The following is a 13,702-nucleotide window of genomic DNA, read 5'->3' as shown; positions in this document are numbered from 1 at the left end:
TTCTTGGGGCGGATGCACAGGCGCTGCCCCGCGAAGGGCGACCGCTCACTTGGAAGTAGGCATCACGAACTCGGCGCCCTTGCCGATGCTCTCGGGCCAGCGCTGCATGATGGATTTTTGCCGGGTGTAGAAGCGCACGCCCTCTTCGCCATAGGCGTGCATGTCGCCGAACAGGCTCTTCTTCCAGCCACCAAAGCCGTGCCAGGCCATGGGCACCGGAATGGGTACGTTGATGCCCACCATGCCCACCTGGATGCGGCGCGAGAACTCGCGCGCCACGTTGCCGTCGCGGGTGAAGCACGACACCCCGTTGCCGAACTCGTGGGCGTTGATCAATTCGACCGCGGTGGCGAAGTCGGGCATACGCACACAGGCGAGCACCGGGCCGAAGATCTCTTCCCGGTGGATCTTCATGGCGGGCGTCACCTGGTCGAACAGCGTGCCGCCGAGCCAAAAGCCGCCCTCGCAGCCCGCGCCCGCGGCTTGGCCGTCGAAGTGGCGACCGTCGACCAGCAACTGAGCGCCCTCGGCCACGCCGGCATCGATGTAGCCGGTGATGCGCTGGCGTGCGGCCTCGGTGACGATGGGCCCCATCTCGGCGGCGAGGTTGTTGCCTTCCAGCACCTTGAGCGTGCGCGTGCGCTCCACCAGCTTGGGCACGATCTTGTCGGCCACCTCGCCCACCAGCACCGCCACCGAAATGGCCATGCAGCGCTCACCGGCCGAGCCGTAGGCCGAGCCGATCAGGGCGTCGACCACCTGGTCGATGTCGGCGTCGGGCATGACCACCATGTGGTTCTTGGCCCCGCCCAGGGCTTGCACCCGCTTGCCCTCACGCGCACCGGTCTCGTAGATGTAGTTGGCGATCGGCGTCGAGCCGACGAAGGACACGGCCTTCACATCGGGGTGCGCGAGCAGGGCGTCGACCGCCTCCTTGTCGCCCTGAACGACGTTGAACACCCCATCGGGCAGGCCGGCCTCCTTGAACAGTTCGGCCATGCGCAGCGACGCGCTGGGGTCGATGGGGCTGGGCTTGAGGATGAAGGTGTTGCCGCAGGCGATCGCCACCGGGAACATCCACATCGGAACCATGACCGGAAAGTTGAACGGCGTGATGCCGGCAACCACGCCCAGGGGTTGGCGCATCGTCCAGTTGTCGATGCCGGTGGAGACCTGGTCGGTGTAGTCGCCCTTGAGAAGCTGGGGGATGCCGCAGGCGAACTCGACGATCTCAATGCCACGAGTCACCTCACCCTGTGCGTCGGTGAAGACCTTGCCGTGTTCGGCCGTGATGAGGCGGGCCAGCGCGTCGCGCTCACGTTGGAGCAGCTCCAGGAACTTGAACATGACCCGCGCGCGGCGCAGCGGGGGCGTCTCGGCCCAGGCCGGAAAGGCGGCTTGCGCGGCGGCGACCGCCTGGCCGACCTCGTCGGCATGGGCCAGGGCCACCTGGCCCGTCACCCGGCCAGTGGCGGGGTTGAAGACATCGCCTTGGCGGCCAGAGCGGCCGCCAAGGGCCCGCCCGCCCACCCAGTGGGCGATGGCGGCGGGAGCGGTGGCCTGCGGGATTTTGTCGGGTGCGTTCATGGTGGTCGGAAAGGGTGGGGTTGCAGCCAAAGCCGCTCAGTCTAGGTCAGCGCGGGGTGGCTTGCCTAGGCGGTTCGTCCCCGCTGGAAGCGGGGCTTGCGAGCCGGGCCGGAGCCCGGCGGATAAGGCTTGTCAGAAATGGATACTTAATGTTCAATTAAGCCGTATTCATTAAGAGGAGTGAATTCATGGGACGTTCATGGGCCGCTGGCTATGTTGCCGACCTCCCCTACACCCACGGCTACTACCACGAGCTGGCCCCGTCCTTTGTCCGCTTTGCCCTGCTGCTGCAGGGGCTGGACCATGGCGGCGGCGATGCCAGCAACGCCGGCCGGTATCGGTATTGCGAGCTGGGCTATGGGCAGGGAGTATCGGGCAACCTGCACGCCGCTGCGAACCCCCGGGGCAGCTTCTGGGGCACCGACTTTTTGCCCGAGCACGCGCTTTTTGCCCAAGACCTGGCTCAACGCGCCGGCCTGGATGCCCGCTGGCTGTCCCGCTCGTTTCAGGACTTGCTCGCCGAAGATTTGCCCGAGTTCGACTTCGTCACCCTCCACGGTGTCTGGTCCTGGATCGATGCCGATGCACGGGCTGCTGTGGTGGAGTTCCTGCGCCGCCGGCTCAAGGTTGGCGGCGTGGTCTACCTCTCCTGCAATGTCATGCCTGGTTGGGCCTCCGAAAAGCCCCTGCGTGACCTGATGCACCTGCATACCGAGTTGGCCAGTCCCCCGGGCGACCCGACCGCCTCGCGCATCCGACGCTCGGTCGACTTCGCCGACCGATTGCGCCAGGGCCGGGCGGCCTTTTTTGCCCACCATCCCCCAGCGGTCCAGATGCTCGAAGATCTGCAGCGCGATGAGGTCCAGGTGGTGGCCCACGAGTACTTCAACCGCAGCTGGCACATCGGCTATTTCGCTGATGTGGCCCGCGCCCTGGAGCCGGCCGGGCTTCAGTTTGCCTGTTCCGCCCACAAGTCCGACCTGGTCGGCGAGGTCCAGCAGCGTGCCCAGGGCCGCGGACTCGATGGCCTCGACCCGACCTTGCGCGAGACCGCGCACGACTTCATCTTGAACCGGCGTTTCCGCCGCGACCTGTTCGTCCGCGGTGCGCGGCGGCTGCTGCCCGCCGAGCGTGAGCAGCGGTTGCTCGATCTCTCCTTCGTCTTGCTTCGGCCGGGTGCCGGTGGCCAGTCGACGGTGCAGACGCCCTATGGCTCGGTGGCCCTCGACCCCCAGGTCTTGCGACCGCTGCTGGCTGCACTTGAGGCTGCGTCTGCACCCCTGCCCCTGCGCCAGCTGCGCGACGAGGCGGGTTTGGCGGAGGTTGCGATCGAGCAGCTGCTCCATGTGCTGGTGGCGCTGGTGGCTCAAGGCCATGTCTTCCCCGCGTTCGCCGACGACACCGGTCATGCGGGTGCTTCGCGCGCACGCGCCATCAACCGGGTGGTCGCTGAGCGCGCGCGGCAGGACGACCTGCTGCGTTACCTCGCCAGCCCGTTGACGGGCCACGCCTTCGAGGCCTCAAGGCCTGAGCGTCTCATGCTGGCAGCGTGGGAGGACGGCGCCCGCGACCCGGTCGCCCTGGCCGAGGCGCTCCGGCAAGCCAGCCCCGGCAGCGAGCTGGGTCTCGGATCTGGCGACGCGCAGGCGACGCCCCTCGGCGAGGCCGAACGCTTTCTGGCCCGTGTCGCGCCAGCCTGGCAGCGGCTGGGTCTCATGGACCATCCCCTGGCCTGAGCGGCCATCTTTCCTCCGGAAAATTCATGAGCATTCAGCCCGCCCTCGACACCGCCGTTCTCTGGACCGAACACCCCCAGTGGTGGCTGTACGGCATTCACCCGCAGTTCGTCCAGGCGCTGGTGCGCTTCCACCAGCGCAACCGCCTCCACCTTCGCATGGCGATGAGCCTGGGCCCCGAGCTCGAACAAGAGGCCTACTGGGAGGCCGAGATTCCCCGGCGCCAGGCGGATATGCAGGCTGGCCGGGCGGTTCATCTGGTGGGTTTTCTGCGCCAGGGGGATGACCGTGAGATCGGCGGCCTGGTCAGCTTCTGGGGGATCGAGCATGGTGATTTCGAAGCCTGCACCTTGAGCTTTCTGCTCGATCGCCAGTTAGAGGGCCGCAGCCTGATGCACCAGTGGCTGGGCCCGGTAGTGCCCGAGGTCATGTCGCGCCACCACCTGCACCGGGTGATGGCGACTCACCTGCCGGAGAACCTGCGCAGCGCCGCACTGCTCAAACGTCTGGGCTTCGTGGTCGAGGGCTACGCCCGCGACTTCGTCAAGCTCAATGGCCGCTGGCGTGACAACGTGCTGTTGTCTCGGGTCGCGCCAGACGACTGAAGTGCCAGGCCTCCATCGCAGCAGCCTGCGCCCCGCCCTTCGCCCTTCGCCCTGTCTCAGGGGATCCCTGCACCTGTCTGCCAGCCCGGGCCGGTTAAGCTTGGTCTGGCGTTTCCCTGTCTGCAAGAATTTGCGGGGCTCGGGACCGCAGCGATCTGAACAAGACTAGGAGAGACCATGGGTGAAATCGTCAACCTCACATCGGCCGATGGCCAGTCCATTCCCGCCTACGTGGCCCGGCCAGCCGGGAAACCGCGTGGCGGCGTCGTCGTTTTGCAGGAGATCTTCGGCGTCAATGCGCATATCCGTGCGGTCGCCGACGGCTACGCTGCCGAAGGCTACCTGGCGGTCGCGCCGCCAACCTTCCACCGTGCTAAGTCCGGGGTCGAACTGGGCTACGGCGACGAGGACAAAAAGGCGGGCTTTGCGCTCAAGACAGCGGTCGATACGCTGCCGGCGCCCGGAGTGATGCAGGACGTTCAGGCGGCCATTGACTACGCAGGACAAGCGGGCAAGGTCGGGGTGGTCGGCTACTGCTGGGGCGGACTCCTGACCTGGCGCGCCGCGTGCCTGCTCAAGGGTCTGGCGGCGGCTGCGCCCTATTACGGTGGCGGCGTCACCTCGCCCGAGGAGTCCGCGCGCAAGCCCCAGGTGCCCGTGATGGCCCACTTTGGCGAGCGCGATGCGTGGATACCGATGGACTCTGTGCGCGCCTTCGCCGAGGCCCATCCCGAGGTGCAGGTTCACGCCTACGCCGCCGATCACGGCTTTAACTGTGACCACCGTGCCACCGGAGATGCGACTGCCGCCGCTCTGGCGCGCCAGCGCACGCTGGAATTCTTCGCTCGTCACCTGGCCTGATTCAGGCCAGGCGGTCCAGCGGCCTACCGGCCATGGACCGCCAGCAAAGGTGCCGCTTCAGGCTGACTGAAGCACGCGGGCCGCGTCGCGCGCGAAGTAGGTGAGGATGCCGTCTGCGCCGGCGCGCTTGAACGCCAGCAGGCTCTCCATCATGACCGCTTCACGGTCCAACCAGCCGTTGGCAGCGGCCGCCTGCAGCATCGCGTACTCGCCCGACACTTGGTAGGCGAAGGTTGGCATGCTGAACTCGTCTTTGACCCGGCGAACAATGTCCAGGTAAGGCATGCCTGGCTTGACCATCACCATGTCGGCACCTTCGGCAATGTCCATCGCGACCTCGCGCAGGGCCTCGTCGGTGTTGGCCGGGTCCATCTGGTAGACCTTCTTGTTGCCTTTGCCAAGGTTGGCGGCCGACCCCACCGCGTCCCGGAAGGGGCCGTAGAACGCACTGGCGTATTTGGCGCTGTAGGCCATGATTCGTGTGTGGATGTGGCCGTCTTTTTCCAGGGCCTGGCGAATCGCGCCAATACGTCCGTCCATCATGTCGCTGGGTGCGACGATGTCCACACCAGCCTCGGCCTGCACCAGGGCTTGGCGCGTCAAGATGGCCACTGTCTCGTCGTTGAGGATGTAGCCCGTCTCGTCCATCACCCCGTCTTGTCCGTGGCTGGTGAACGGGTCCAGCGCCACATCGGTCATGACGCCCAGACCGGGCACCCGCTTCTTCAATTCGCGCACCACCCGGGGCACCAGACCGTCTGGGTTGCCAGCCTCGGCGCCATCGGGTGTCTTGAGGGATGGGTCGATGACCGGAAAGAGCGCCATCACCGGAATGCCCAGTGCCACGCACTCTTCGGCCACTGGAATCAGCTGGTCCAGGCTGAGGCGGTCGACGCCCGGCATCGAGGCCACCGACTCGCGTCGGTTCTGGCCGTCAAGCACGAAGACCGGATAGATCAGGTCGTGCGCTGTCAAACGATGTTCGCGAACCAGATTGCGGGTGAACTCGTCGCGGCGCAGCCGCCGGGGGCGGCCCATGGGGAACGGGGCATGCAGTGTCATGGTCGTTATTTTGCTACCAGACGGCGTCGTAAGAACAGCTTGTCGTGTCACACCGTCAACCGTGGTTAACTGGCCAGCCCGAGATGTAGTTCCAAAGAATTGCATGGTCATCCGAGGCAGGGGAAACCCCCGTGTGCGGTTGCTTGTGGGCCCGAGGGGCCTTTGCTAGATTGGTCTTGGGCGGTTTGCCGCCCCCCGCTTTTCCTCCCTGAGCGGGCGCCTTGATGTGTGACAGCAAAAAGGCTTCCCACCCCGGCTCGTTGGCCGGGGTTTTTTTTGTCCCAGGGGTGTCGCTGTCTACACTTAGACCATGCTCTGGATCAAAGCCCTGCACATCGTCTTCGTCGCCAGCTGGTTTGCTGGCCTGTTTTATCTGCCCCGCATCTACGTCAACCTCGCCATGGTCGAGCCTGGCTCACTGGCCGAGCGCGATCGGCTGCTGCTCATGTCACGTAAGCTGCTGCGCTTCACCACCTTGCTGGCCGTACCCGCAGTGGCGCTGGGGCTGGTGCTCTGGCTGACTTATGGCATCGGTCGCGGTGACGGCTGGATGCACGCCAAACTGATCGTTGTCCTGCTGGTCATCGCCTACCACCACGCCTGCGCTCGCATGCTGCGCCGGTTCGAGGCCGGTGGCAGCACCCGGAGCCACCGCTGGTACCGCTGGTTCAATGAGATCCCTGTGGTGCTTCTGCTGGTGGCGGTGCTGCTAGTCGTCATCAAGCCATTCTGAGCGCGGTCCGACGCAAGCAGACGTCATGCCGATGCACAAGACCTCTGCCGGGCCGCTGGCCCTGGCCTATGGGGTGTTGATCGTCTATGCCAGCCTCTACCCCTTCGATGGCTGGCGCGTCCAGGGCCTCGCGCCCTGGGCTTTCCTGGCCAGCCCCTGGCCGCAGTGGTGGACAGGCTTCGATATGGCAGCCAACGTGGCCGGCTACGCTCCGCTGGGCTTCCTGATCGCCCTGGCCCGGTTGCGGCGCGATCCAGCAGCGGGCGGCTCTGGCGGCGCGATGGTTGTGTCACTCGTCGCCGCCGGCACCCTGTCCTTTTCCTTGGAGGCGCTCCAGACCTTCCTGCCTTCGCGCGTGCCCTCGAACCTCGACCTCGGGCTCAATCTGGCGGGTACGGTCTTGGGCGCACTGCTCGCCTCGGGCCTCGAGCGGTTGGGATTGTTGCAACGCTGGTCGCGCTTTCGGCGCCGTTGGTTCGTGGACGAGGCCCGCGGCGCCCTGGTGCTGCTGGCCCTGTGGCCGGCCGGCTTGTTATTTCCCGCGCCGCTGCCCTTGGGCCTGGGGCAGGTGCTCGAGCGAACCCAACTCGCCCTGGCGGAGTGGCTGGAGTACACGCCCTTCATCGATTGGCTGCCAGTCCGGGAGCCTCTACAACAGCCGCTCGGACAAGGCACCGAGCTGGTCGCGGTGGCGCTGGGTTTGCTGGTGCCTTGCCTGCTGGCTTTTTCCATCATGGGTGCCCTTCGTGGGCGGCTGGCATTGATGCTCCTCCTCCTTGCCGCCGGTCTTGCCGCCAGCGCGCTGTCTGCGGCTTTGAGCTTCGGCCCGGCCAACGCCTGGGCGTGGCTGAGCCTATCCGTGCAGCTGGGGCTGGCCGGTGGGCTGGCGCTGGCCGTGCTGGCGGTCTGGTTGCCTCGCCGGGGCTGCGTGGCCCTGCTCCTGCCGGTGCTGGTGCTGCACCTGGCCCTGTTGAACCAAGCGCCGGCCAATGCGTATTACTCGCTCACGCTTCAGGCCTGGGAGCAGGGTCGGTTTATCCGCTTCAACGGTCTGGCGCAGTGGATCGGGTGGTGCTGGCCGTACGCGGCGCTCGCCTATGGTCTGCTGCGGCTGTCCCGGGGTGATGCGCGGCCTAGAATCGGCGCATGACTTCAATTGTTCAGGGGGCCGACACGGCCTCTTACTACGCGCGCCACGTTTTCTTCTGCCTGAACCAGCGCCCCAATGGCGAGGCATGCTGCGCCGATCATCCGGCCAAGGAGGGCTTTGACCGCTGCAAGGCGCGTGTGAAGCAGGCGGGGCTGGCTGGGCCCGGGCAAGTGCGGGTCAACAAGGCCGGTTGCCTTGACCGTTGCGCCGGTGGCCCGGTGGCGGTGGTCTACCCGGAAGCCGTCTGGTACACCTTCGTCGATATGGACGATATCGACGAGATCGTCGAGTCCCACCTGAAAAACGGGAAGGTGGTCGAGCGCCTCGTGCTACCGGCGAACGTCGGCCGCTGAACCTGGCTGCCGGTCCCTGCGTTCCTGGATGAAGGCGGCCCCATGAACGCACAGACCGAACGCCTTCGCCTGGCAGGCGGGGCAGGCGTGATCGAGGCGCTACGTGACACGCCGCCCGACGGCCTGCCATGGCGGGGCACCGCGGTCATTGCCCACCCCCACCCGCTCTTTGGCGGCACCATGGACAACAAGGTGGTCCAGACTCTGGCCCGCGCCTTTATTCAATGTGGGTGGACCGCGATCCGCTTCAATTTTCGTGGCGTGGGCGGCAGCGAGGGTGCGCATGACGGGGGCGCTGGCGAGGTCGAGGACATGATCTCTCTGGTCGGACAAGTGGCGCCTGCCGGGCCCCTGGGCCTGGCGGGCTTTTCATTCGGTTCCTTTGTCGCCTCCCAGGTGGCGGCGCGGATGTGGGCGCAGCGGCCCGTCGATCAGCTGGTGCTTGTGGGCACTGCCGCCTCGCGCTTTTCGGTGGCCACCTTGCCGCCCGAGGCACATGAACGCACCCTGGTGATCCATGGCGAGCAGGACGACACAGTGCCGCTGTCTGCGGTCTTTGACTGGGCGCGCCCTCAATCGCTCCCGGTGACAGTGGTGCCTGGTGGCGGGCATTTCTTTCACGGACAATTGCCGCTGCTCAAGTCTCTGGTGGTTCGCCACCTGCGTTGATCGTCCACCATGAACCCACTTGCCCGCATGCTGCCCGCGCATTTTTTTGCGTCATTTTTCGGGCCGCTGCTCGCCCTGATTTTTTTCTTCGGGTCATGTCCCGCCCAGGCACAGGCGCCGCAGCCGCCCGAGATTGCGGCGCGCAGCTACCTGCTGTTCGATGTCACTGCCAACCAGATGCTGGCTGGCCGCGACGTGGACTCGCCTGTCGAGCCCGCATCGCTGACCAAGCTGATGACCGCCTACATCGTCTTCGACGCCCTCAAGTCGAAGAAACTCGATCTCAAGCAGGCGCTGCCCGTGAGCGAGCGCGCATGGAAGATGCCTGGCTCCCGGATGTTCATCGACCCCAAGATGAAAGTGCCGGTGGAGGACCTGATCAAAGGAATGATCGTTCAGTCTGGCAACGATGCGACGGTGGCCTTGGCCGAGGGTGTGGGCGGTAGCGTAGAGCGCTTCGTGCAGCTGATGAATGACCAGGCCAAGAACCTCGGCATGAAGGCCACTGCTTACCGCAACCCCGAAGGCCTGACCGAGCCAGGTCACACCACCACCGCCCGCGACTTGGGCGTCCTAGCGACCCGGCTGATGCAGGACTTTCCGGACTATGTGGGCTACTACGCGATCAAGAAGTACCGTTACCCGGGCACGCCCGCCGCGAACGAAAACAACCGCAACCTTCTGCTGATGCGCGATCCGACGGTCGATGGCCTCAAGACGGGCCACACCGAAGCCGCCGGTTACTGCCTGATTGCCACCGCCCATCGCGACTTCCCGGGCCTGGGTTCGCGTCGCCTGCTTTCCATCGTCTTGGGCGCTGCCAACGAAAACGCCCGTGCCAACGAGTCCCAGAAGCTGCTCAATTGGGGCTACACCGCATTTGAGGCGGTCAAGCTGTTCGAAGCCAATCAGGCCGTGCTCACCCCGGAGGTCTGGAAGGGTACCCAGTCGCGGGCCAAGCTCGGCCGGCCTCAGGCCATCGTGGTGGCGGTGCCTGCGGGGACCGCCAGCCGGCTCAAGACCCAGGTGGTGCGGCCCGACCCGCTGGTCGCCCCCCTGGGCCGTGGTCAATCGGTGGGCGTGCTCACGGTGCTCGCTGGCGATCAGGTCGTCTCTGAGATTCCGCTTGTCGCCCTCGAAGCCGTGCCCCAGGCGGGCGTGCTGGGTCGAGCCTGGGACGCCATCCGCCTGTGGATAAAGTAATTCTTTAGGGCTCTTTGTCCGGTTTTTCGACCGGCGGCGCCTCCACTGGCTGACCCTCGTCACCTCGTGAGGGGTGTCGTGCCCGCCTGCTGTCATTGCCGGTTGCCTGACGGCCGGATATACTGGAGGGCTTTCCCGCTATTGGGGCGGGAATTATTTGCCTGCGATCTTTCCGGGTTCACGCCGGCTGTCGCTGGGATTTTTTCAGACGTTTTCAAACGTTTAGGGACGTTTAATGCCAACCATCAATCAACTCGTGCGTCAGGGGCGCGAGGTCGAAAAGACCAAATCAAAAAGCCCCGCGATGCAAAACAGCCCGCAGCGCCGTGGCGTCTGCACCCGCGTGTACACCACCACCCCCAAGAAGCCAAACTCCGCGCTTCGCAAGGTAGCCAAGGTGCGCCTGACCAACGGCTTCGAGGTCATCTCCTACATCGGCGGCGAAGGCCACAACCTGCAGGAGCACTCCGTGGTGCTCGTGCGTGGCGGCCGTGTGAAGGACTTGCCCGGTGTGCGTTACCACATCGTTCGCGGTTCTCTGGACCTGCAGGGCGTCAAAGACCGCAAGCAGTCCCGCTCCAAGTACGGCGCCAAGCGTCCGAAGAAGGCCTGAGCGGCCTGATTGTTTTTCCCGGTGTCGGTGGGCCAGTCAGGCTGCATCGGCGAAGTGACCCCAAGCAGGCATGGTGCCTGTGGGTCGAGTAAGTGAGAGTCCTAATGGCTCTCGCGGCCACCCGGAAGGGCTGGCCAACTGAAGCAAATGAAAGAGGTTCGAAATGCCGCGTCGTCGCGAAGTCCCTAAACGTGAAATCCTGCCGGATCCCAAGTTCGGCAATGTCGAGCTCGCCAAGTTCATGAACGTGATCATGCAAGGCGGCAAAAAGGCGGTGGCCGAGCGCATCGTCTACGGAGCCCTCGACTTCATCGAGAAAAAGAATCCGGGCAAGGATCCCCTGGAAGCCTTCACCATCGCCATCAACAACGTGAAGCCCATGGTGGAAGTGAAGTCCCGCCGCGTGGGTGGCGCCAACTACCAGGTGCCCGTTGAGGTGCGTCCCGTCCGCCGTGTTGCACTGTCGATGCGCTGGATCAAGGAAGCCTCCAAGAAGCGTGGCGAGAAATCCATGGCCCTGCGACTGGCCAACGAACTCATGGAAGCCACCGAAGGTCGTGGCGGCGCCATGAAGAAGCGTGACGAAGTGCACCGCATGGCCGAGGCCAACAAGGCCTTCAGCCACTTCCGCTTCTAAGCATTCCCCCTGGTACGGTCGGCCCGCCACGAGCGGGCCGCTGTCCACTTCAACGAAAGAGATTGATCATGGCCCGCAATACGCCTATCGAGCGTTATCGCAATATCGGCATCTCGGCGCACATCGACGCCGGCAAGACCACCACCACCGAGCGCATCCTGTTCTACACCGGCGTCAACCACAAGATCGGTGAAGTGCACGACGGCGCTGCCACGATGGATTGGATGGAGCAGGAGCAGGAGCGCGGCATCACCATTACGTCTGCTGCTACGACCTGCTTCTGGAAGGGGATGGACATGTCCTTCCCCGAGCACCGTATCAACATCATCGACACCCCTGGCCACGTCGACTTCACCATCGAGGTGGAGCGTTCCATGCGCGTGCTCGACGGCGCCTGCATGGTGTATTGCGCCGTGGGTGGCGTGCAGCCCCAGTCGGAAACCGTCTGGCGCCAGGCCAACAAGTACCGGGTCCCCCGTCTCGCCTTCGTCAACAAGATGGACCGCACCGGCGCCAACTTCTTCAAGGTCGTCGACCAGATGAAGCTGCGCCTCAAGGCCAACCCCGTGCCGATCGTGATCCCGATTGGCGCCGAAGAAAACTTCACCGGCGTGGTCGACCTCCGCAAGATGAAGGCCATCATCTGGGACGAAGCCTCCCAGGGCATGAAGTTCAACTACGAAGATATCCCCGCCGACCTCTTGGAGACCGCCAAGGAATGGCGCGAGAAGATGCTCGAGGCTGCGGCCGAGGCGTCCGAAGACCTGATGAACAAGTACCTGGAAGAAGGTGACTTGTCCGAAGAAGAGATCACGTTGGGTCTGCGCACCCGCACCATCGCCGGCGAAATTCAGCCGATGCTCTGCGGCACCGCGTTCAAGAACAAGGGTGTGCAGCGCATGCTCGACGCCGTGATCGAGTTGATGCCCTCCCCGGTGGATATTCCCCCGGTGTCCGGCACCGACGAAAACGAGCAGCCCACCAGCCGCAAGGCCGACGACGGCGAAAAGTTTGCCGCACTCGCGTTCAAGCTGATGACCGACCCCTTCGTGGGCCAGTTGACCTTTGTGCGCGTCTACTCCGGCGTGCTCTCCAAGGGCGATAGCGTTTACAACCCGGTCCGCGGTAAGAAAGAGCGTATCGGTCGTATCGTGCAGATGCACGCCAACAACCGCCAGGAAGTCGACGAAATCCGCGCAGGTGACATCGCCGCTTGCGTGGGCCTCAAAGACGTCACCACCGGCGAGACGTTGTGCGACCCGTCGTCCACCGTGACCCTCGAGCGCATGGTCTTCCCCGAGCCCGTGATCGCGCAGGCCGTTGAGCCCAAGACCAAGGCCGACCAAGAGAAGATGGGCATTGCCCTCAACCGTCTGGCGCAGGAAGACCCGTCGTTCCGCGTGCGTACCGACGAAGAATCCGGCCAGACCATCATCGCCGGCATGGGCGAGCTGCACCTGGAGATCATCGTCGACCGCATGAAGCGCGAGTTCGGCGTGGAAGCCAACGTGGGCAAGCCGCAGGTGGCGTACCGCGAAACCATCCGCAAGACGGTGGAAGACGCCGAAGGCAAGTTCGTGCGCCAGTCGGGCGGCAAGGGCCAGTACGGCCACGTCGTGCTCAAGATCGAGCCGAATGAGCCGGGCAAGGGCATCGAATTCATCGACGCCATCAAGGGCGGCGTGGTGCCGCGCGAGTACATCCCCGCGGTCGAAAAAGGCATCCACGAAGCCGTCACGCAAGGCGTGCTGGCGGGCTACCCGGTCGTTGACGTCAAGGTCACGCTGCATTTCGGCTCGTACCACGACGTGGACTCGAACGAACTCGCCTTCAAGATGGCTGCCATCTTTGGCTTCAAAGAAGGCGCTCGCAAGGCCAGCCCCGTCATCCTCGAGCCGATGATGGCCGTGGAAGTCGAGACTCCGGAAGACTACGCTGGCAGCGTGATGGGCGACCTGTCCTCTCGCCGCGGCATGGTCCAGGGCATGGACGATATGGTCGGTGGCGGCAAGGCCATCAAGGCCGAGGTCCCGCTGTCCGAGATGTTCGGTTACTCGACCACCCTACGTTCGATGTCGCAGGGTCGCGCCACCTACACGATGGAGTTCAAGCATTACTCGGAAGCCCCGCGTAATGTGGCCGAAACCATCATGGCCGCGCGCTCTAAATAAGACCGCCCCGAAGCGGCTTCGCCGCCTCCCCCCAAGGGGCGCCCTGGCGGTCCCGGCAAAGCCGGGGCCACGGGGCCTGGTAACGAGAAATTGTCTTTGGCGCCACGAACGTGGTTGACCCGCTGCCCGTGGCGCGGTCTTTGCCAGAGACGTTAAACAGTCACGGGCCTTGCTCTTTGGAGATTTGAGAAATGGCAAAAGGAAAATTCGAGCGGACCAAGCCGCACGTGAACGTGGGCACGATTGGTCACGTGGACCATGGCAAGACCACGCTGACGGCGGCCATTACGACGGTGTTGTCGGCCAAGTTTGGCGGCGAAGC

14 protein-coding genes are annotated in these 13,702 nt (G+C 64.8%); 12 read left to right on the top strand and 2 right to left on the bottom strand.

All coding sequences use genetic code 11. From position 1 onward, the window contains the following. Positions 1–45: 45 nt before the first annotated feature. Positions 46–1,587, bottom strand: a complete 1,542-nt coding sequence (locus QE494_RS05285) for a CoA-acylating methylmalonate-semialdehyde dehydrogenase (protein ID WP_300041862.1) — start codon at positions 1,585–1,587, stop codon at positions 46–48. Positions 1,588–1,775: 188 nt separating this feature from the next. Here QE494_RS05285 and QE494_RS05280 point away from each other — a divergent pair, with 188 nt between their 5' ends. The 3 genes from QE494_RS05280 to QE494_RS05270 all read left to right on the top strand — a co-directional run bounded on the left by QE494_RS05280 (position 1,776) and on the right by QE494_RS05270 (position 4,789). Next, positions 1,776–3,323, top strand: a complete 1,548-nt coding sequence (locus tag QE494_RS05280; RefSeq protein WP_300041861.1) for a class I SAM-dependent methyltransferase — start codon at positions 1,776–1,778, stop codon at positions 3,321–3,323. A gap of 26 nt (positions 3,324–3,349) precedes the next feature. Then, on the top strand, positions 3,350–3,928 hold the full coding sequence (locus tag QE494_RS05275; RefSeq protein ID WP_300041860.1) for a GNAT family N-acetyltransferase: 579 nt from the start codon (positions 3,350–3,352) through the stop codon (positions 3,926–3,928). A 177-nt stretch (positions 3,929–4,105) separates the two neighbouring features. Then, entirely contained in the window at positions 4,106–4,789 is a 684-nt protein-coding gene (locus QE494_RS05270; RefSeq protein WP_300041859.1) for a dienelactone hydrolase family protein, read from the top strand. Positions 4,790–4,846: 57 nt separating this feature from the next. On the opposite strand, the gene hemB is transcribed toward QE494_RS05270, so the two are convergent. Continuing rightward, positions 4,847–5,851, bottom strand: a complete 1,005-nt coding sequence (hemB, locus tag QE494_RS05265) for a porphobilinogen synthase (protein WP_300041858.1) — start codon at positions 5,849–5,851, stop codon at positions 4,847–4,849. Between the two features lie 310 nt (positions 5,852–6,161). On the opposite strand from hemB, the gene QE494_RS05260 reads away from it, so the two are divergent. The 9 genes from QE494_RS05260 to QE494_RS05220 form a co-directional block, all read left to right on the top strand. Further along, positions 6,162–6,584: a CopD family protein gene (locus tag QE494_RS05260; protein ID WP_300041857.1), complete on the top strand. Its 423-nt coding sequence runs from the start codon at positions 6,162–6,164 to the stop codon at positions 6,582–6,584. A 31-nt stretch (positions 6,585–6,615) separates the two neighbouring features. Continuing rightward, the gene (locus QE494_RS05255; RefSeq protein WP_300041907.1) at positions 6,616–7,734 is read left to right on the top strand and encodes a VanZ family protein; all 1,119 of its coding nucleotides are present in this window, start codon (positions 6,616–6,618) and stop codon (positions 7,732–7,734) included. Next, entirely contained in the window at positions 7,731–8,087 is a 357-nt protein-coding gene (locus tag QE494_RS05250) for a ferredoxin (RefSeq protein ID WP_300041856.1), read from the top strand. Before QE494_RS05255 ends, QE494_RS05250 begins: the two co-directional genes overlap by 4 nt. Before the next feature lie 42 nt (positions 8,088–8,129). Continuing rightward, positions 8,130–8,756: an alpha/beta hydrolase gene (locus QE494_RS05245; protein WP_300041855.1), complete on the top strand. Its 627-nt coding sequence runs from the start codon at positions 8,130–8,132 to the stop codon at positions 8,754–8,756. 9 nt (positions 8,757–8,765) lie between these two features. Then, entirely contained in the window at positions 8,766–9,959 is a 1,194-nt protein-coding gene (locus QE494_RS05240; RefSeq protein ID WP_300041854.1) for a D-alanyl-D-alanine carboxypeptidase family protein, read from the top strand. A 235-nt stretch (positions 9,960–10,194) separates the two neighbouring features. Next, positions 10,195–10,572, top strand: a complete 378-nt coding sequence (gene rpsL / locus QE494_RS05235; protein ID WP_017759704.1) for a 30S ribosomal protein S12 — start codon at positions 10,195–10,197, stop codon at positions 10,570–10,572. 163 nt (positions 10,573–10,735) lie between these two features. Further along, the gene (gene rpsG, locus QE494_RS05230) at positions 10,736–11,209 is read left to right on the top strand and encodes a 30S ribosomal protein S7 (RefSeq protein WP_300041853.1); all 474 of its coding nucleotides are present in this window, start codon (positions 10,736–10,738) and stop codon (positions 11,207–11,209) included. A gap of 68 nt (positions 11,210–11,277) precedes the next feature. Continuing rightward, entirely contained in the window at positions 11,278–13,380 is a 2,103-nt protein-coding gene (gene fusA / locus QE494_RS05225; RefSeq protein WP_300041852.1) for an elongation factor G, read from the top strand. Between the two features lie 191 nt (positions 13,381–13,571). Continuing rightward, a partial coding sequence (locus tag QE494_RS05220; RefSeq protein WP_300041906.1) for a GTP-binding protein occupies positions 13,572–13,702 on the top strand: 131 nt, incomplete at its 3' end.

The sequence above is a fragment of the Ramlibacter sp. genome, assembly GCF_029866045.1.
Classification (GTDB): domain Bacteria; phylum Pseudomonadota; class Gammaproteobacteria; order Burkholderiales; family Burkholderiaceae_C; genus Ramlibacter.
This window is presented reverse-complemented; position numbering and strand designations above follow the sequence as displayed.